General features: G+C 49.2%; 11 protein-coding genes. 4 read left to right on the plus strand and 7 right to left on the minus strand.

The window, feature by feature from the left end; translation table 11 throughout:
* Positions 1-50: 50 nt before the first annotated feature.
* Genes CPIN_RS24370 through CPIN_RS24385 form a run of 4 tightly spaced genes read left to right on the plus strand, consistent with a single transcriptional unit; the run spans position 51 to position 12,053 of the window.
* On the plus strand, positions 51-881 hold the full coding sequence (locus CPIN_RS24370; protein ID WP_012792516.1) for a fimbrial biogenesis chaperone: 831 nt from the start codon (positions 51-53) through the stop codon (positions 879-881).
* 58 nt (positions 882-939) lie between these two features.
* Positions 940-8,892, plus strand: a complete 7,953-nt coding sequence (locus tag CPIN_RS24375; RefSeq protein WP_012792517.1) for a DUF8693 domain-containing protein — start codon at positions 940-942, stop codon at positions 8,890-8,892.
* Between the two features lie 7 nt (positions 8,893-8,899).
* Positions 8,900-9,403 carry a DUF4402 domain-containing protein gene (locus CPIN_RS24380; protein WP_012792518.1) on the plus strand — a complete coding sequence of 168 codons (504 nt, stop codon included), beginning with the start codon at positions 8,900-8,902 and terminating at the stop codon, positions 9,401-9,403.
* 7 nt (positions 9,404-9,410) lie between these two features.
* Positions 9,411-12,053 (plus strand): hypothetical protein, encoded by a 2,643-nt coding sequence (locus CPIN_RS24385; RefSeq protein WP_012792519.1) that lies wholly within the window; start codon positions 9,411-9,413, stop codon positions 12,051-12,053.
* Here the strand turns inward: CPIN_RS24385 and rhaM are convergent, their stop codons facing one another.
* From rhaM to CPIN_RS24420, 7 genes are all read right to left on the minus strand, one after another.
* The gene (gene rhaM / locus CPIN_RS24390; RefSeq protein ID WP_012792520.1) at positions 12,054-12,365 is read right to left on the minus strand and encodes an L-rhamnose mutarotase; all 312 of its coding nucleotides are present in this window, start codon (positions 12,363-12,365) and stop codon (positions 12,054-12,056) included.
* Positions 12,366-12,383: 18 nt separating this feature from the next.
* Entirely contained in the window at positions 12,384-12,965 is a 582-nt protein-coding gene (locus tag CPIN_RS24395) for a LutC/YkgG family protein (protein ID WP_012792521.1), read from the minus strand.
* Positions 12,966-13,012: 47 nt separating this feature from the next.
* A complete protein-coding gene (locus CPIN_RS24400; protein ID WP_012792522.1) occupies positions 13,013-14,386 on the minus strand; it encodes a lactate utilization protein B in 1,374 nt (457 codons plus the stop codon).
* Between the two features lie 75 nt (positions 14,387-14,461).
* Entirely contained in the window at positions 14,462-15,202 is a 741-nt protein-coding gene (locus CPIN_RS24405) for a (Fe-S)-binding protein (protein ID WP_012792523.1), read from the minus strand.
* Positions 15,203-15,207: 5 nt separating this feature from the next.
* On the minus strand, positions 15,208-16,590 hold the full coding sequence (locus CPIN_RS24410; protein WP_012792524.1) for an FGGY-family carbohydrate kinase: 1,383 nt from the start codon (positions 16,588-16,590) through the stop codon (positions 15,208-15,210).
* A gap of 182 nt (positions 16,591-16,772) precedes the next feature.
* The gene (locus tag CPIN_RS24415; protein ID WP_012792525.1) at positions 16,773-18,047 is read right to left on the minus strand and encodes a sugar isomerase; all 1,275 of its coding nucleotides are present in this window, start codon (positions 18,045-18,047) and stop codon (positions 16,773-16,775) included.
* Between the two features lie 149 nt (positions 18,048-18,196).
* The gene (locus tag CPIN_RS24420) at positions 18,197-20,320 is read right to left on the minus strand and encodes a bifunctional rhamnulose-1-phosphate aldolase/short-chain dehydrogenase (protein ID WP_012792526.1); all 2,124 of its coding nucleotides are present in this window, start codon (positions 20,318-20,320) and stop codon (positions 18,197-18,199) included.
* Positions 20,321-20,332: the final 12 nt, after the last annotated feature.

The following is a 20,332-nucleotide window of genomic DNA, read 5'->3' on the forward strand; positions in this document are numbered from 1 at the left end:
TATATGATGCCCGGGAGGGGCCTCCTGGGTATTTAACTTCAATCCTGCTTATGCGCATTATCCATTTACTGACATTCATTACACTCTTACTCTTCCCGCTCCTCTCTTCTGCTCAGGGCAACCTGCTGATCACGCCAATGAGGGTCATTTTCGACGGGCAGAAAAGAATACAGGAACTTAATCTTGCCAATACCGGCCAGGACACTGCCCGGTATCTGATTTCCATCATTGAAATACGCATGAACAGCAATGGCACTTTCGATAAAATCACCGAACCTGATTCAGGACAGTTATTTGCCAGCAGTTTCCTGCGTTTCTTCCCCAAAAGCGTCACACTTGCGCCGGGTGAAGCACAGCTGGTCAAAGTACAGCTGATCAAAACAGGACAACTGCAAGCCGGCGAATACCGCTCGCATATCTATTTCAGGGCAGTACCAGATCCCAAAGTGCAGGGAGAACCCATCAAACTGAAAGATTCCTCCAGCATTTCTGTAAGTCTGACACCCGTATTTGGTATAAGTATTCCTGTGATCATCAGAACTGGTCCGTCGGACGCACAGGTGAACCTGACCGATATTTCACTACGGACTCCGGAAAATGCACCGGCGCATCTGAACATGGTAGTACGCCGCTCCGGTAACCACTCCGTATATGGTGATATTAATATTGATTATGTATCTGAAAAAGGCAAGATCATCACTGTTGCAAGCGTGAAAGGCCTGGCAGTATATACGCCCAATGTGTTCAGACAATTTCAGCTGGAACTGGATAACAAGCCGGGCATCGATTATCACAACGGTAAACTGAGGATCTCATATATCAAACCATCAAAAGACGCTGTTCCCGATCCGATGGCGCAGACCGAACTACAGCTACATTAATCATTGATTGGTATTATTCCGGCATACGTGTAATGTGCCCTGAACAATAACAAAACGCATGAATACTGACAGAACATTTACACTTGTTTGTTTTACGCTCCTTATTCTATCACTCGGCCTGCCGCTTACCGTGTGGGGTCAGACGACAAGCTGGAAGGGCACTGTGAGCACCGCATGGGCCACTGCTGACAACTGGACAGCGGGGGTGCCTACCGCATCTGTAGACGCCATTATCGGCGATGCTGCGTTCACAGGTTCCTTCCAGCCTACCATCAGTCTTACGACTGCTGCCAGTAGAAACCTTACACTTGTTACCAGTGCCAAAAACCCGGTACTGACCATCTCCAAAGCCATTACCATATCCGGTACGCTCACTAATGGCAGCGGCTGTACGATCTCGCACAGAGGCGTTACCGTTACGGTAAAAGGAGACTTCGTCAATAACGGCACCTATACGACCACCAGTACCTCCTCCAAGATCACCATGGCAGGAATTACACAAAGTATCAGTGGTAGTGGGATTTCCTTCAGGAGACTGACCATTAACTCAGGTGCTACTGTCACTCCTGCTGTTAACTTTTCGGTTATTGTAGCGCTTTCTGTCAGCGGCAACCTGGTTCCACCGGAAGGCACGACGACACTGATATCCGGCGCCGGTACACTTACTGTGACCGCCACAGGGGTATTACATGTCAAAGGGGCGACCTTCGCTACCAATTATGCGCTTACCAGTACGACTACCCTTTCTGCCGGCAGTACGGTAGATTATAGCGCAACAACCGTCAATCAGACTGTCCGGAATGACCTCACCTACTCTACCCTTCGCATCAGTGGCGCACTGGTGAAAACCCTGGCGGGCAACCTTAACGCGATGAACGCTACCACCAGCACATCGGGGATGATCGTTGTCAATAGTGGCATCCTGAACCTCTCCACCTTTACGGCGAACAGAGGCACCACCGTAGCCGGGGGAGCGGTCACTGTCGCGAATGGGGCAACGCTTCGGATTGGCGGTACAGGTACCTTTCCGGCTAACTTTGCGTCCCGTTCGCTGGCACTGACAAGCACGATCGAGTACAACGGGCTCGCGCAGACCGTTTCCGGAGAAACTTATGGGAACCTGACATTATCCAGTGCCAGTGGCGCTGTCGTCAAAACGATGCCTGCGACCGCATTTACCGTAGCTGGTAATTTCTATTGTACTCCTGGAGCCGGGACCAGCGTAAGCTCCACTGCTGCATCCAATATCATCGTCACAGGAAACATCACAGTCGATGCCGGTGCCACGCTTAATGGCGGTAGTTTCACACTGGACATCGGCGGCAACTGGACCAACAATGGGACTTTTTCCGGCAGCACCGGTACCGTGAATTTTAACGGGCCCGGTACGAATATCAGCGGTACAGGTACACAGGGCTTTAATAACGTCAATATCACCGCCACCAATATCACTGCAAACGCAAATACGGCTGTCACTATCGCCGGTAACCTGGCGACAACCGGTCCGGGTGTATTTACACATGTGTCAGGTGGTACGCTGACAATGACAGGTACAACCAAAACCATCTCCGGAACAAATATCACACTGGATAACCTTACAATATCCGGATCTGTCAGCAGTTCCAGCAGTATCATACTGACAGGCAATCTTGCCGTAAGTGGCTCCTTTACCGGCACAGGCGGATCTGTGACGATGCAGGGCGCCAGTAAAACCATTTCAGGGGCAGGTACTATTACATTTGGTTCATTGATCATACCAGGATCTGTTACTACAGCCATCCCCTTTTTCATTGGCACTACACTGGATGTCAGCGGCACATTCAGTGCCAGCGCCGGCGCAGCTACTTTCACAGGTACCAGTACGCTCAATGGTACAGCCAATCTGTTCAATGTGACGCTGAATGGTACTTCGCTTCAATTATCTACCAATGCCGTACTCGGTATAGCCGGTACTTTCACTGTTACAGCGGGTACGCTGGACGTATCCTCTACTGCACCTAATACGGTCAACTTCAACGGTACTACTGCACAGAATATCAATGCCCTTACCTACAACAAACTATTACTCTCCGGCAACGCAGTCAAAACAGCGGCGGGAGCTATCACGACCAGCTATTTTACACTGGCAACAGGAACGACCTTTAATGCAGGTTCCTTTGGCCATACGGTACTGATTGACTTTGTCAATAGCGGCACCTTTAACGCCGGTACAAGTACGTTCACTTTTACAGGCAGTAATCTATCTACCATTACCGGCGTCACTACATTCAACGTTCTTACCCTGAACAAAAGCTTACAGTCGACACTGGTCAACCTGAACAATGATGTGAATGTAGCTACCGTCAACATGAATGTCGGTACCATCAATACCGGGACTAACATTTTCAACATGACGGTGGATAGAAGTGGACCGGGGATCATTCTGGGTAACGTACGCCGTACACAGTCCTTCGGACTAGGCGGTATATACGCCTTTGAGAGCCCGAATACGACGCTGAGTCTTGTGGGACTTCCATTAACAGGCGCCATCACCGTTTCTGTCGCCATTGGCCCTGTAAGTGACTTCCCGCAGGGTAGTGCCGTTAACCGCGTATATACGGTCAGCACTGGTCTGACAGTTAGTTTGACTACCCTCCGGTTTCACTATGAGGATGCCGAGTTAAACGGTAACAATGAGTCCACGATGAACCTGTGGTACAACAGTGGCAGCAGCTGGGTATTCCAGGGCAGAACGGCGGGTAATACAACATCCAATTATGTAGAATATGGTGCTACGCTGGCCATCAATGGCCGCTGGGCCTTCTCAGATAATTCAAACGTAGTACGCTGGAATGGATCTGTGAGCAGCGACTGGTCTAATGCTAACAACTGGACAGTGGTGCAGGGTAGCCCTTCACGTCCGCCAGGCGCGAATGATATCGTAGAAATTGGTACAGCAGCATTCACCAATCAGCCGACGATCAACACCGCTGTAGCCGTAAAAGCAATCTCCCTGGGTAGTACACAGGCAGCGACGCTTACTCTTGCTTCGGGAGGTAGTCTGACCACACAGGGTAATATTGCCGGTAAATGGTCTGCCAATGTTACCCATACGATCAACACAGGCGCTCAGGCACTCACCGTAAACGGAGACCTTGCCCTCAGCGACGGTACTACCGCACATGCGATCAACCTGAACATCGGTGCTGGAACAGTCACTGTAGGTGGTTCTCTGACGCAATCCGGGGGCGCTAATATCATATTCTCCGGTGCAGGTAATCTGAACATCGGTAGCAACTATAGCTACACCAATGGCACCTTTACACCTGCCACCGGGACTGTGAACTATAATGGCAGCGGTGCGCAGACGGTGGCAGGATTAGCCTATAATAACCTGCAAATAGGCAAATCAGCCGGGGATGCATTGTTAAGCAATACAGCCAGTGTTGCAGGAGACCTGAATATAACCGGCGGTTCCATGACCATGAATGCTGCCACTACGGTAACGGGCAATGTCAATATATCCTCCGGTGCTACGTTGAACAGTGGGGTCATCGGACTAACTGTTGGCGGCAACTGGAACAATAGCGGCACCTTCTCGTCTTCCGGTGGTACGGTTACGTTAAATGGTACAGGTACACAAACCGTCTCTGCCACGACTTTCAATAACCTGATCATCAGCAAAGGCGCCGGAACGGCTACGCTAACCGGCAACTGTCCGCTCAACAGTAACCTGACCGTCAATACCGGTACGCTGAACCTGTCTACTTTTACTGCCAACAGGGCTTCAGCCGGCGGTACATTTACACTCGCGAATGGCGCTACGTTACAGGCAGGTGGGGCAAACAATTTCCCTGCAGGCTATTCTACCTATACATTAGGCGCGACCAGTACGACCAACTATAATGGAACCGTCGCACAGGCGGTTGCTGGTGTGCCGTACGGTCATCTTATCTTCAGCAATGGCGGCACAAAAACACTGTCCGCTACCTGCACCGTCAACGGAGATCTGACCATCAACAGCGGCGCTACTTTCAATGGTGCAACCTATACCATCAACCTCTATGGCAACTGGAACAATAGCGGCACCTTCGTTCCTGCTACCAGTACGATCACACTCAATGGCCCTACCAAAACCATCACAGGAAATACTATCTTCAATCGTCTGACTATATATGGCAGTTATACCGTCAGCAGCAGCGACATTACCTATAACGGTCTGCTGACCATAGCCACTGGTGGCTCATTCAATGCAGGTGCGGGAGTAGCTACTGTAAATGGTGACCTGACCAACAATGGATCGCTTACCAGCACCGGTACCACTACCTTCACCGGTACCACCTTACAGACGATCCGTTTTGTCAATGCAATTACGTCTAACTCCAGCGGCATTATCAATTTCAACGGCACTGTACCGCCTGTGCTCAACTCCACCAGTACGCCCACCTACGCTACACTTAACGTCAATAACACCGGCGGTGTTACGGCAAGCGTTGGCTGGATCGTCGGAATCGCTTTCAACATCGGAAATGGCGCTACTTTCAATGGCGGTGTTTCTACGCATAATGTGCTCGGTTCATTCACAAACAATGGTACGGTGACCAGCAGCGGTACGATGAACTTCATTCCCTCAGCGGCACAAACCATCAAACTGGCCGGCAACGCATTTACCAGTACAGGGACCGTACAATTCGGCGGTACCGGTGCGATGAGTGTAACCGGCACCCCCAATGCCCTGTCCCACGTTGTGATCTCCAATACGTCCGGTGTAACCCCTGCTTCGAACTGGCCGGTCAATGGAGATTTCCAGATCACCAACAATGCCGTCTTCAACGCAGGTACTTATACATATACAATAGGTGGTGACGTAGAAAGCAATGGTACACTGAACGGTGGCACCTCTCTGTTTACCTTGACAGCAGCAGATGCACAGTTGACAGGTACACCGAACACTACCTTTTATGACCTGACGATTACGGGTACCACCACTGCTATTTCCGACTATAACGTCAGCCATAACTTCACCAATAACGGCACCTATGATGGGACGGTAGGCGCCCTGACCATGACTGGTGGCCTGCCTTCCGTCATTACCGGTTCCGCTGCTTCATTCAACCTGGCACAGGTCACTAACCAGAAAGACCCCGGCGTTACAACTACCCTCGCTAAAGCTATCACCGCGGTAGATGATATCACGATCTCGACAGGAATACTGGATGCAGCAGGATTTGCCATCACACCAAGTGCGACCGGTTCACTGACAATTGAAGACAATGCCCGCCTGATACTGCGTGGTACACAAACCTTACCAGCCTTCAGTACCTACACGTTGGACACGCTCAGTACCGTAGAATATGGCGGCAGTACACAGGCTATCTCCTCTGCTACACCTTATGGCAACCTGGTCATCTCTGCAACAGGATCTAAAACAGCATCTGCGGTATTAAAAATTCTGAATGACTTTACCTTGTCAACCGGCACTTTCGTACAGGGTAGTTTTACGGACACGGTCGGCGGTAACTGGACAATGAGCAGTGGTACTTATACCAATACCGGTTCAACGGTTTATTTCAATGGCCTCGGTACGCAGACTATCACCTCTACCGGTGCATTTAATAACCTGACCGTTAATAAATCAGCGGGTATTATCAATCTCGAATCTAACGTGACAGTCAGCAGTGTCCTGAATTTCATCCTGAATAAGATCAATACAGGCAGCACATTCGCCCTGATTCAGCCTACTACCGGTACAGTGACCGGCGCCTCCCAATCTACCGGCTGGGTGATAGGCCGACTACAAAAAGCTTTTCCAACCGGTAGTGCAACCAGGAATTTTGAACTGGGTGATGCCACTTATTACAGTCCTGCATCTATCACTTTCGCCAATGTGACTACCTCTGGCAGCATACTGGCTACAGTCACGCCAACAGATCATCCTAATATTGCCACCTCTCCGGTGAATCCTAACAGAAGCGTCAACCGCTACTGGTCATTCACCAATACAGGCACTGGCTTTACCACTGCGTCCGTTACGATGAACTGGAACGCAGCAGATGTAGATGCAGGATCTAATACGGCTAATTTCAAAGTAGGGAGCTATAATGGCTCTGCCTGGACGACGCCAGCAACCGCCAGTCCGCTACCAACCTCCATACAGGCTACTGGTCTGACGAATTTAAGTGTGGCGCTTGCCGTCGGACAACTAATCGCTGATAACGTCTGGACGGGCGCTGTAAGTGTTAACTGGTTCGTGACCGGCAACTGGTCCAATAACCTGGTACCTGTCAGTACAACCAACGCAACGATCCCTACAGGTCTGACCAACTATCCGCTGATCAATACGGGTACCGCAATGACCGGCAACCTGATCATACAAACCGGGGCTTCTGTTACCGTCAGCGGCGGTACCTTACAGATCTACGGCGCAATCACCAATAGCGGTACATTTACCGCCAGCAACGGCAGCATCGAAATGACCGGTTCCACTTCCCAGACAATACCTGCAAATACTTTTGCCGGTAATACAGTGCTCAACCTCACAACTAACAACGTAGCGGGTGTAACACTACAGGGAGCGCTCAATATTGCCGGTGTGCTGAAAGCCACCGCAGGTCTGTTCGTGACAGGCACCAACCTGACTTTATTGTCCACAGCTACCCGTACGGCGTTGATAGATGGTAGCGGTGTCGGCTCCGTATTGGGCAGCGTCACCATCCAGCGTTACCGTCCGAACAGCTTTGGTTATGTATATCTCAGTTCGCCGTTAAACGCAGCTACCGTGAATGAGTTTTCGGATGATGTGAATTTGAATTCCAGCTTCCCGTCTTTCTATCGTTATATAGAAAACAGGGCCTCTTCCGGTTGGGTATCCTACACAGCCGCTTCAGGTATCCTTGCATCAATGGTAGGCTATGCCGGTAATCTGGGTACCAGCATGTTCCCTGTCACCCTCGATATGACTGGTACTGTAAATAACGGTACCATTACAGCTCCTACCCTTACCAACAATAACCAGCCTTATACCAAAGGCTTTAACCTGGTAGGGAATCCTTATCCGTCGCCGGTTGACTGGGATGCAGTCGGTGGATGGACACGCGTGAATGTCGATAATGCAATTTATTACTTCAATGCAGGTACAACCAATCAATATACCGGTACTTATAGCTCTTACATCAACGGCGTATCCAGCGATGGTGTAGCTAACAATATCGTTCCTGCCATGCAGGGCTTCTTTGTACACGTGACAAATGGTACATTCCCGGTATCAGGTACGCTGACGGTCAACAATACCGCCAGGGTCAATAACCTCACGCCTAACTTCCACAGGGAAAGACCGCTGACGGAACCATTGCTGCGCCTTTGCGCGGGCTTTACAGATGAAGGATCTCCTTCCGATCCGGCAGTGATCTATTTCGACAATAGCTATTCCAGAGATTTCGAACAGGACATTGACGCCCTGAAAATTATCAATACAGACGAACATGTACCTAATCTGTATGTCATGGCAGGCACAGAACGACAATCAATTGCCGCATGGCCCAATGACATAGATAGTACTGAAATGATCCCGCTGGGTATCACGACTGAACAGGAAGGATACGTCAGCTTTACCATGCCACTGATCGAGCGCATGCCGGCTGGCAGACATTTCTACCTGTACGATAAAGAGGCGGGCATAACGCATGATCTGCATCAGACGACGCCCTACCGGCTGTTCCTGCGTAAAGGAAGTTTTGATACCCGTTTCTTCCTGGTATTGAAAGCAGGTGATGATGGCGCAACCTCTGCTGAAACACCGTTTTATCATGCTTACGCGACTGGCAATAATCTGTACGCTCAGTTTGACAAAATACCCGGAGAGAAATGTACGATCACAGTCAGCAATGTAAACGGGCAGGTACTGTTGCGAAAAGACTATACCGGCAATGGCCGTTATCTGCTGGGGTCACATTACAACGGAGGTATTTACGTCGTCACCTTCTACGCAAACAAACAGCAGGTATCGAAGAAAGTGTTTATCGCTAACCAATAACCGTGTGATGAGAAGATTCAAACATATATATCACCTTTTTTTCAGCGGTCTGCTACTGGCCCCTTGCGTGGCTCGCGCGCAGGAACCGCCTCCACGACCGATCTCTGTGTTCGTCAATCCGGCGCAGGGACTGATCTTCGGCGCATTCTTTCAGGGTATCACAGGCGGTACGGTCATCCTTTATCCGGATGGCTCCCGATCTGTAACCGGGACTATTGTGCAGGCGAATCTGGGTTACCCATTCTCCCCCGCCATTTTTGAAGTAGATGCAAATCCGGGCACACTCATTTCCATCATGAATGGTCCGGATGTGACACTGACCGGCAGCAACGGCGGCTTTTTATCCCTGCATATAGGGACGGCCAGTACCGGCACCCCTTTCATAGCTACGGCTACATCACCAGCCCGCACGATCGTACGTATCGGAGGAACCCTCACAGTGGGGCCACCTCCGGCGAATCCCGCGGGCAATTACAGCGGCGTGTTTCAGGTCACATTCATACAGGAATAACACATTGATGACAGGCATTACTATCCATACCAATCCATTGAAGCGGCTTTGCAGCAAAGCAGTCTGTATACTGCTGCTGGCGGCTTGTACACTCCCCCTTTCCGCCAGAGATAAAGAGGGCGATAACGATGAAGACCCCAAATATGAAGAAACTTCTATTATGGTTGTATTACAGGGTGTCGGCGGCGCCGAGATCCCTGCTGTTGTACAGGACGAAGTCGCATATCTGTCTGTTCAGGATGTGTTCAACTTCCTGAAGATCCGGAATACGCCTTCTGAGACACTGGACTCCCTTTCCGGCTTCTTTATCACACAGGATGCAGCCTTCCTGATTGATAAAAAAAATAACCAGATCCGGTTCCGGGATAAGGTATTCAAAGTTGGCGCAAACGGCCTTGTAAAAACAGAAACCGGTCTGTATCTGCGTACGGACTATTTCGCCAGTATCTTTCAGCTGAGCTGTAATTTTAACTTCCGCAGCTTATCTGTAAAGGTGGAATCCAAAGTAGAACTGCCGGCAATCAGGGAAATGCGGCAACAGCTGATGTACCGTAACCTGAACAAACTCAAAGGGAATATTGTCGCAGATACCACCATCGGCCGAAGCAATAAGCGCTTTAAATTCGGTATGGCCGACTGGTCTGTCGTATCGACCCAGCGACTGCAAAGCACCAATGATACCTGGTTCAATCTGACCATGGGCGGCACCTTTGCGGGTGGAGAAGCCACCGTATCATTGAACTATAACAACTTCGCACGGCAGCAACTGAAACCGACGCATCCGGACAGTAACATCATCCGCCCTTTTGACCAGCGCCAGCAATACTACCGCCTGCGCTTTGTCAATAACGACAGAAAATGGCTGCGACAGGTCGTTTTAGGTAAGATCTTCACTCCTACTATCGCCTCCCTTTACGCGCCGGTAGTGGGTGTCCAGGTGACGAATGCCCCTACCACCTACCGTCGCTCTTATGGCACTTATACACTCAGTAATTTCACGGATCCGGGATGGACCGTGGAATTATATATCAACAATGCACTGGTAGATTATACAGTAGCGGATGCCGCCGGCTTCTATACCTTCCAGGTCCCCCTGGTGTATGGTAATTCACAGATAAAACTGCGTTTCTATGGTCCGTGGGGAGAAGAACGCTTCCAGGAAGAGAATATCAGCATCCCTTTCAACTTCATTCCTGCGAAGGAATTTGAATATACCGCCAGCGCCGGTGTGGCAGAAGATACGGTGAACAGCAAATTAGCCCGTATACAGGCGAATTACGGTCTTACAAACACAATTACGGTAGGTGCAGGGGTCGAGTATCTTTCTTCGATCAGAAAGGCTAATACGCTGCCTTTTGTGAATGCTTCCCTCCGGCTGGTATCCAACCTCCTGTTTTATGGCGAATACACCCATGGCGTACGATCGAGAGGTATCCTGAGTTACCGCTCCCAGAACAACCTGCAGGCGGAACTGAACTATACCCGGTATAATAAAGGGCAGACAGCCATCATCTATAACTGGCTGGAAGAGCGTAAAGCGATCATATCCAAGCCTTTTACGTCGAAGAACTTCTCAATGTTTACGCGACTGACCCTCGACCAGATCATTCTGCCAGGGTCCTATTATACCACCACTGAATGGCTGATGTCGGGCGCTCTTTATAAAGTGGGCACCAGTCTGTCTACCTATGCGATCTTTATCAAAGACGAAACACCTTTTGTATATACCAATCTGGCCCTGACCTTCCGGGTACCAGGCAACATCCTGCTGACGCCGCAGGTGCAGTATGAATACAACAGCAACCGCTTTATGGCGGTCCGCTGTGAGGCAGGCAAGTACCTGTTTAAAAACGGCTACCTGAACTTTTCCTACGAAAAGAATTATCGCACCGACATTACCAATATCGGTATCGGTCTGCGTTACGACTTCTCTTTTTCACAGATCGGGTTCTCCCTCTGGCGGAACAACAACCTGACAACATTCGTTGAATCAGCCAGGGGTAGTATCATTCATGACGGCGCCTCCGGCTATTCAGGTACACACAACCGCTCCAGTGTAGGTTCAGGGGGTCTAGTATTCGTACCATTCCTCGACCTCAATAACAATGAAAAATTTGATAAAGGGGAACCAAGAGTGGAAGGCTTGCAAATGAAATATAACGGTGGAAGAATGATCCGCAGTCTGAGAGATACCAGTATCTGTATACTCGATATGGAGCCATATGCAGCCTATCTGTTCGAACTGGAATCCAAGGGTTTTGAAAGTGTATCCTGGCAGATCCGTAAACCTGCGATCCGTATTACAATAGAGCCGAATCAGCTACGTCGTATCGATGTACCAGTGTCTGTGATGGGAGAAGTATCCGGGAGTGTCAGCCTGCGGGAAGACGCTACCTTGAAGGAACAGGGCGGTATCAAGATCTGTATTTACAGGTCAGATAGTACCCTGGTAAAATGCATATTGACGGAATCAGATGGTTATTTCAACTATATGGGGCTGCCTCCGGGCAATTATGTCATCCAACCTGATAAGGCGCAGCTCAAAAAGCTGAAGCTAAAATCGCAGCAAGCGGCTTACGACCTCCATATCAGTACGAAACGCGAAGGCGATGTGATAGATGATATTCACTTTATACTGGAAAGAAAATAATCAGTCCATGTGAAAGACCTGCACCAATGGTCTTGTAACAGGCGAATTGTCTGCATTGGTATCCATGATATCGGCCATATATGCCCACCAGCGTTGCACAATGGGCAAGGTTCCCAGGTCCTGGGAAGACTGTTCCCCCATCTGCTGCTGTACGCCAAATAAAGTATGGGTTTCCTCATCCAGGAAAATAGAATAATCGCTTACGCCATTGCCCTTCAGCAACGCTTTCAGTTCTGGCCAGATGGCATCATGGCGTTTGCGGTATTCTTCCATGCAGCCCGGTTTTAACTGCATTTTAAAAGCGATTTTCATAACATGGAAATTGATGGGTTATCTGATCATAAAGACAGTCAGACTCTTCGCCCCATGCGCGCCTAATACCAATGACTGTTCGATGTCCGCCGTTTTGGATGGTCCGGCGATAAACGCACTGAAACCAGTCGACGGCTCGCCAATACGCGCATAGGCATCGTGCATGGTTGGCAGGATATCCTTACTGTCAATAACAATCGCCAGATGTTGCGTGATAAAAGGTAATACTCTTACTTCAATCTCACTTTCCGTCACCCAGATAGCGCCATTCTCAGCTACGCCCAGTTGCCCGGGGATAATAGCAAGGTCCACATGCTCCAGCTGCCGGCCATCTCCTGTCTGCCATTGCGTAGCAGCGCCAGGGAGATATTCCTCTCTGATAGCTACTACCTGTTTCAGATCAGTATAATGTGCTGCAACGAGTGCCTGTATTTCTGTGAACGAGTTGATTTCATATACCTGCCCGCCGAGCGTTTCCACCACCTTCTTAAAGGCAGCAGGATCTCCCGGGCCTGCCTGGCCGAAGCCTGACAGATCTGGTAATGCCTGGTATTCAGGCTGATTCTTTTTTATAGCGGCGAGTATCGCTTCGCGTGACATATCGTAATTACAAATTAATAATTGAGAATAACTGCCGGACAATCTGCTTATTTCCTGTTCTTCTTATACCAGTCGGCAAATGACTCTTTCGGAGGAGCCGGCATTTCGCGCTGTTTATACCATGGATTCATACCATTGTTCACCACGGCAGGGAACGTACGCATCACCCAGCGGCCTACACCTCCAGCTGTCTTATACAGTCCTGGTTTGGACAGCACAATGTTCATGGCGTGCATGCCTGCGGCCTTGGTCTTTTTGGTATAGCCTTCTTTTGTGATCACCTGTCTCCATTTATAGAGTTGCTGGTGTATGTCGATCTTCACCGGACAAACATTAGAACAGGAACCGCACAAAGTAGAGGCGAATGGCAGATCGGCATAATCTTTCATATCCAGGTTAGGCGCCAGAATAGAACCGATTGGTCCGGCGATCGCATTATGGTAACTATGACCACCACTACGGCGATATACAGGACACGTATTCATACAGGCGCCACAACGGATACACTTCAGGGAATTACGGAAGTCTTCCCTGCCCAGCTGACGGCTACGGCCATTGTCAACCAGTACGATATGTAGCTGTTGTCCTGCTTTCGGTTTACGGAAATGACTGCTGTAAGTGGTAATGGGCTGTCCGGTCGCACTTCTTGCCAGCAAACGGAGAAATACCCCCAGGTGTTTACGCTGTGGAATAAGCTTTTCGATACCCATACATGCAATATGTACGTCCGCCAGGTGAGCGCCCATATCGGCATTTCCTTCATTGGTACAAACCACCATCTCACCCGTTTCAGCAACTGCGAAATTGACGCCGGTAATGGCGACCCTTGACTGAATAAACTCTTTCCGGAGATGCTGACGGGCAGCAGCTGTCAGGAACTTAGGATCTGCATTGCCGGCAGGTGTGCCCAGATGTTCATGAAACAACTCTCCTATCTCTTCTTTCTTCTTATGAATACACGGCAGCACGATATGACTAGGTGGCTCCTTTGCCAGCTGCACAATACGTTCGCCCAGATCCGTATCTATGACTTCGATACCATGTTCTGCCAGATATGGATTCAGGTGACACTCTTCCGTGAGCATGGATTTACTCTTCACCATGCGTTTCACGCCCTGCTCCTGTAAGAGTTGCAGCACGATCTTATTATGCTCGGCGGCATCAGCTGCCCAGTGGACTACAGCGCCATTGGCAATCGCATTTGTCTCAAACTCAAGCAGGTAATCATGCATATTACCCAGCACATTATGTTTGATGCGGGAAGCCGCTTCCCTCAATTCCTCCCACTCCGGAATGCTCCAGGCCATCCGGTCACGTTTCTGCCGTACCCACCAGAGTGTTTCATCATGCCAGTCCACACGGGATTCATTGGCGTTAAAGGCTTCAGCAAGCAGTGAATGTTCTTTATGATCCTGTTCCATCGAAAACAATTAGGAATTAGGAATTAAGAATTAGGGGTGTTATAGAACAATTCCTAATTCTTAATTCCTAATTGATTAGTCTATACTAGCATTTAAGATTTCCGCCATATGCAGCACCTTCACATTGCTCTGCTGTCTGCGTAAGATCCCTTCCAGGTGCATCAGGCAACTCACATCATTTCCGGTGATATATTCAGCGCCATTATTGACGTGATCCGTAATACGGTCTTTCCCCATCTTCACCGAAACGGCTTCTTCAAACACACAGAAGGTACCGCCAAACCCGCAGCACTCGTCCTTACGTTTGAGCTCGACCAGTTCCAGTCCTTCTACCATCTGCAATAACTGCTGTGGTTTGGAAAAAGGCTCCGCCACGAGCTCACTCATCTGGGAGAGTCCTAAACCACGTTGTCCGTGACAACTCTGGTGAATGCCTACCTTATGAGGGAATCTGGCCTGCAGCCTTTCCACCTTGAGTACATCCGTCAGGAATTCGGCCAGTTCGTAAATGCGCTGGCGGATATGCGTGGCTTGGTCTTCCCGTTCAGGTACATGCAGATGATCTTTGATATGCAGTACGCAGCTACCGGAAGGACCAACGATGTAGTCAAAATCCTGGAAATGGTCTACGAAAAGTGTATTACAACCGGAAGTGAGGTGTTCGAATCCGGAATTGGCCATGGGTTGACCACAGCAGGTTTGTCCCTGCGGGTATACCACTTCACAACCCAGTTTCTCCAGTAGCGATAACGTGGCGATACCTACCTGTGGATAAAACTGGTCGATGTAACATGGTATGAATAGTCCTACTTTCATCTTGTTCAAATATAAATCGAGCCGTGGCTATAGTGTCTCATCTCTACCAGGTCAGCCGGTAATTGTTGGGTATTCCAGTGCCTGTGGATAGCGAGAGCGGCTCCTACTGCTGTAGCCTGGGCTACTGAGGCGGCGTACACTTCCATATGAGGGAATGCTGCTGCCAGCAGATGCATATATACCGTATTCCTGCTAAAACCACCGTCCACGAAAATCCGTTTTACCGGCGTGTCTGCCAATACCAGCGATGAAGAAAACTGCTGCTGTTCCATGATATCCATCAGTAAACGGTGGTAAGCAATCTCATAACTGATAAAGTCAGTCAATGGCCTTTCTGCAAAGCGGGAGGACTGCAACAGACCTGTACCATGTACAGGTGTTTGGTGTTGCGGCGCTACCGCGAGCAATTGAGCAAATATAGCAGGGTCGAATACGACTTGCTGGTAGTAATTTACCGGTGTCTGATAATATTCTGCCAGCCTTTTCACCTCCTGCTCATGTTCGTTGCCGGCAAACAGCCTTGCGGCCTTTACAGGACGATTTTCGTAGGTGAGATAACAGAGACAGTCGGCCGCTAATTCGGCGGGCGTCAAGGGGTTATTATTGAACGGATTGAGGGTAATACACCAGGTGCCTGTCGAGATCAGGGCAAATGGCTCAGAAAAGCTGGATAAATAAGGGATCAATGCCGCAGAACTGTCATGCAGTCCGACACCTGCCATATAATTACTTCCTTCAATAGTGGCTGGCAAGACCCTGTTCCCGGGAAATATCGGTGCCAGCTTTTCCGTAAGTCCCTCTTTCAGCACCCACTCATGATAGCGCTGTTGTGAGAAGTCCCACAACATCGTATGACATCCGACACTGGTAATATCCGATAGCGGCTGTCCCGTCACCAGGAAACTGATATACTGTGGCAGGTGCAATGCATACCTGATCTTATCAAACAGCGCAGGCTTTGTCTGTTTGATCCGGTACAGCTGTAATCCGGCATTCAGACTGCCCAATGCGGGTGAAGCTGTATCACTGCATACCTTATCCAATCCACCACTACCGGCACAGAGCGCCTCCTGCATCCCCTGGGGAAATGGTTTCAGGTAATTATAAAGAGGCGCCAGTATATGCCCTTCCTCATCCAGGTAGACCATACTGGCGCCGTAAGTACTGAAATTGATCGCTGTTACCGTATATTCCGGTAAGGAAACCAGTTCACGCAGACTATCCCTTACCCAGTTGGTCAGCAACGTAATATCTTCACACAGATCACCATCTTCGTCTTTTATTTCAGGAAAACAGGTCCCACTCTCCCGGACTATCCGGTAGTGTTCATCTATGAGAAAGGCTTTCTTGTTGGTTTTGCCAATGTCAAGTATTGCAATACATCTCATTGAGAAATTAGGAATTAGGAATTAAGAATTAGGAATTCAGCCGTAGGAACCGGGAACCGGCAAATTAGGAAGCTGACAAGTCAATTGTAAATGCCCTGACCAGAAATCGTAGAAGAAAATTCTATCCTCTTCTCTTATTTGTATGCATAATTCCTAATTCGTAATTCCTAATTCCTAATTGACTAAAGTCCTGTAGCAACGGTCTTCAGCCCTCTTTCTTTAATCAGCTGTTCTCTTATCTTAAACTCACGATAGAACGCAACAGGTTGTAAAACACCTCCTGCCTGCAGACGTGCCTGCGCTACCAGCGGACGAACATCCATGCGGTAAGCAGCCTGTAATATTTCCTGTGCTGCCACCACATCGTTGTTCTGTTGGGCGGTCTGTAATGCTTTTGTATCTACCAGCAGCGCCTGTGCATACGCGATCATGATGGCTTCAACGGATTGTAAAAGGTCTTCCAGCGGATCTTTCACATTATGAGAAGCATCGATCATCCAACCCAGGTCAGTCGCATGGTTCATACCACGGGCATTCATTCCCTCCACCAGTTCATTGAAGATCAGGAAAAGCTGATAAGGGTTGATGCTACCTACAGTCAGGTCGTCATCACCGTATTTGGAATCGTTGAAGTGGAAACCGGCCAGTTTGCCTTCCATCAGCAATAGGGAAACGATCTGCTCAATATTGGCATTCGGCAGATGATGTCCCAGGTCAACCAGCGTATACGCTTTAGGACCCAGCTTATTCGCGAAAAGCAGGGATTGTCCCCAGTCACCGATGGTGGTAGAGTAAAAATTAGGCTCAAATGCCTTGTATTCGATATATAATTTCCAGGCATCCGGTAATGCCGCATAAATCTCCTGTAAACTATCCAGCGTACGTTTGAAGGCGCCTCTGAAATTCAGCTGACCAGGGAAACAGGAACCATCTGCCAGCCAGAGACTGAGCGCGTTGGATCCAAGTTCTACGCCATATCTGATCACTTCAATGTTATGTTCTATGGCCTGTTTGCGGACAGCCTTGTCTACATGATGCAGGGAGCCGAATTTATAGCTATGCGCCTGATCCGCCTGGTCCTGGAAAGTATTGGAATTAACCGCATCAAAACGGATGTCATATTGCGCTGCCAATGCTTTAATGCTGGCTGCATTCTCCGGAATATCCCAGGGGATATGCAGAGAAATAGCCCCGCTGCTTCTGTTCAGTGCGTGTAATATGCCGATATCGGAGATTTTCTCTTCAAGATTACGCGGTTCCCCACCTCCGGAGAAACGGCCAAAACGGGTACCACCTGTACCCAGTGCCCAACTGGGAATCGCTACCTGGAAATCCTGTAATTTCTGAATGAGGTTCTGTATGTCGGGAACATTCGCTGCAACATGCTCAAAATTGCGCTCATGTGCCTGTATATGGAAATCATTAAAAGCAGCGGCCTGGAATTTTTCTATATTCATAACGGGTGGTTTGGGTCATGAGTAAATTAGGAAAAGTTTTTCGTTAGTAGCGGCAAATCTCCTCACATTGGCAACACATGCCGCTCTGGTAGAAACCAGAAGCATGTGTTGTCTCAATGTTAAGGGATGTAACTGAAGAACTTATGACATTATCTTACAAATGCCGCCGCAACACCGCCATCTACGTTGATCACATTGCCGGTTGATTTGCCGAGCAAACCACCGGTAACAGCGAAGCAGGCGCTGGCAATATCTTCAGGAAGGATCACCTGGTTTAACAGGGTACGTTTCGCATAGTAACCCGGCAGTTCTTCCACCGTAATACCATACGCTTTCGCACGACCGGCAGCCCAGTCGCCTTCCCATATTTTACTATCTGCAATAACAGCATCCGGGTTGATCACATTCACGCGTATACCGTCTTTACCCAGTTCTGCTGCATTCAGACGGCTCAGATGTAACTGAGCAGCTTTCGCAGAACCATAGCCTGCATTATTCGGACCACTCATCAATGCATTTTTGCTGACGATATTAATGACGTCTCCGCCAAGATCCTGTTTACGCATTACTTCCACGCCCTGCTGTGTTACCAGGAACTGACCTTTTACCAGTACATCATACAACAGATCCCAGTCTTTCTCCGTATGCGCCTCTAATGGTTTGGAAATCGACAAACCGGCACAATTCACCACCATATCAACGCCGCCGAATGCCAGGCTGGCCACCTCATAAGCCGCATGTATATCTGTCGCCTTTGTGACGTCCAGCACAGCCGTTGTAAAAACATCTGCTCCGTACTGTTTAGTAAATTCTTCTTTTGCAGATTGCAGTCGGCCGGCATCATTATCATTAATGATCACACATGCGCCTTCATCGGCAAATCTCTTTGCAATCGCCTTTCCGATACCACCTGCACTACCGGTAATCAATGCGATACGACCAGACAATGCCTTCGGCTTTGGCATACGCTGTAACTTCGCCTCTTCCAGCAACCAGTATTCAATATCAAAAGCCTCCTGTCTGGGCAAAGCGGTATATTCAGAGATCGCCTCTGCGCCCTTCATGACGTTAATTGCATTGGTATAAAACTCCGCTGCCACCCTGGCTGTCTGTTTGTCTTTTGAGAAAGTAAACATACCAATGCCCGGATAAAGGATCACTACAGGGTTAGGATCACGTAAAGCCGGACTGTTCGGATGACGACAGGTGCTGTAATAGTCGGTATACATCGCCCTGTAGGCGGCAAACAACGGTTCCAGCTGTTGCTTGACTGCCGCTACGTCTTCCAGCGAAGCCTGAGGATCTAATGGCAATACCAGCGGACTAATCTTCGTACGCAGGAAGTGATCCGGACAGCTGGTACCCAGTGGAGCCAATCTGTCGAGGTCTTTTGAATTGATAAATTCCAGTACGCGCGGATCATCCGTGAAATGTCCTACCATGCGTGTATGACCAGAGCAGAGTCCACGTAATACCGGCGCCAGTGCAGCTGCCTGTTTCTTACGCACTTCCGCATCCGGAGCACTAATACGCGCACCGCCAAATACGGGTCCTTTTTTGCCATAATGTTCTTCCAGGTAAGCAGCACAACGCTCAATCACTTCCAGGGTATTGATATAGCTTTCGTATGCGGTATCTCCCCAGGTAAACAGACCATGTGAACCCAGCATAATACCTCTGATACCTGGATTATCCTGCAGGCATTGCCTCAGTTGCAGACCAAGATCAAAACCCGGACGCTGCCAGGGTACCCAACCAATTGTACCACCAAATAACTCTTGCGTGATACGTTTACCATCCTTCGCTGCAGCAATCGCGATAGCAGCATCAGGATGCAGGTGATCTATATGTTTGAACGGCAGAAAACCGTGTAATGGCGTATCAATAGAAGGTGCTTTTGAGCTCAGGTCAAAGATGCAGTGATTGAACAGTTCCACCATCTCATCTTCATGCTCTATTCCCCTGTAGATGTTTTCGAGGCTATGCAGTCTGTCGACATATAAAGCAGCCAGGCCACTGCGTTTCAGTGTTCCGAGGTCTCCGCCGGAACCTTTTACCCACATGACTTCCGTTTGTTTACCAGTAAGCGGATCTCTGGCCATTACCTTACAGGAAGTATTACCGCCACCATAGTTCGTCAGCCTTAAATCGGCTCCCAGCAGGTTAGAACGGTAAATCAGCAGTGCTACTTCATCCCCCGCCAATGCTGCGGCCTTCTGTTCATCCCAGAGATAGCTTACGTGTTTGAAATTTGTTAAGGAAGAAACCGACATATATTCTTGTTT

The sequence above is a fragment of the Chitinophaga pinensis DSM 2588 genome, from assembly GCF_000024005.1.
Lineage (GTDB): Bacteria > Bacteroidota > Bacteroidia > Chitinophagales > Chitinophagaceae > Chitinophaga > Chitinophaga pinensis.

Coding starts and splice junctions, on each gene's coding strand:
- CPIN_RS24370 (WP_012792516.1), top strand. CDS start 51: ATGCGCATTATCCATTTACTGACATTCATTACACTCTTACTCTTCCCG.
- CPIN_RS24375 (WP_012792517.1), top strand. CDS start 940: ATGAATACTGACAGAACATTTACACTTGTTTGTTTTACGCTCCTTATT.
- CPIN_RS24380 (WP_012792518.1), top strand. CDS start 8,900: ATGAGAAGATTCAAACATATATATCACCTTTTTTTCAGCGGTCTGCTA.
- CPIN_RS24385 (WP_012792519.1), top strand. CDS start 9,411: ATGACAGGCATTACTATCCATACCAATCCATTGAAGCGGCTTTGCAGC.
- rhaM (WP_012792520.1), bottom strand. CDS start 12,365: ATGAAAATCGCTTTTAAAATGCAGTTAAAACCGGGCTGCATGGAAGAA.
- CPIN_RS24395 (WP_012792521.1), bottom strand. CDS start 12,965: ATGTCACGCGAAGCGATACTCGCCGCTATAAAAAAGAATCAGCCTGAA.
- CPIN_RS24400 (WP_012792522.1), bottom strand. CDS start 14,386: ATGGAACAGGATCATAAAGAACATTCACTGCTTGCTGAAGCCTTTAAC.
- CPIN_RS24405 (WP_012792523.1), bottom strand. CDS start 15,202: ATGAAAGTAGGACTATTCATACCATGTTACATCGACCAGTTTTATCCA.
- CPIN_RS24410 (WP_012792524.1), bottom strand. CDS start 16,590: ATGAGATGTATTGCAATACTTGACATTGGCAAAACCAACAAGAAAGCC.
- CPIN_RS24415 (WP_012792525.1), bottom strand. CDS start 18,047: ATGAATATAGAAAAATTCCAGGCCGCTGCTTTTAATGATTTCCATATA.
- CPIN_RS24420 (WP_012792526.1), bottom strand. CDS start 20,320: ATGTCGGTTTCTTCCTTAACAAATTTCAAACACGTAAGCTATCTCTGG.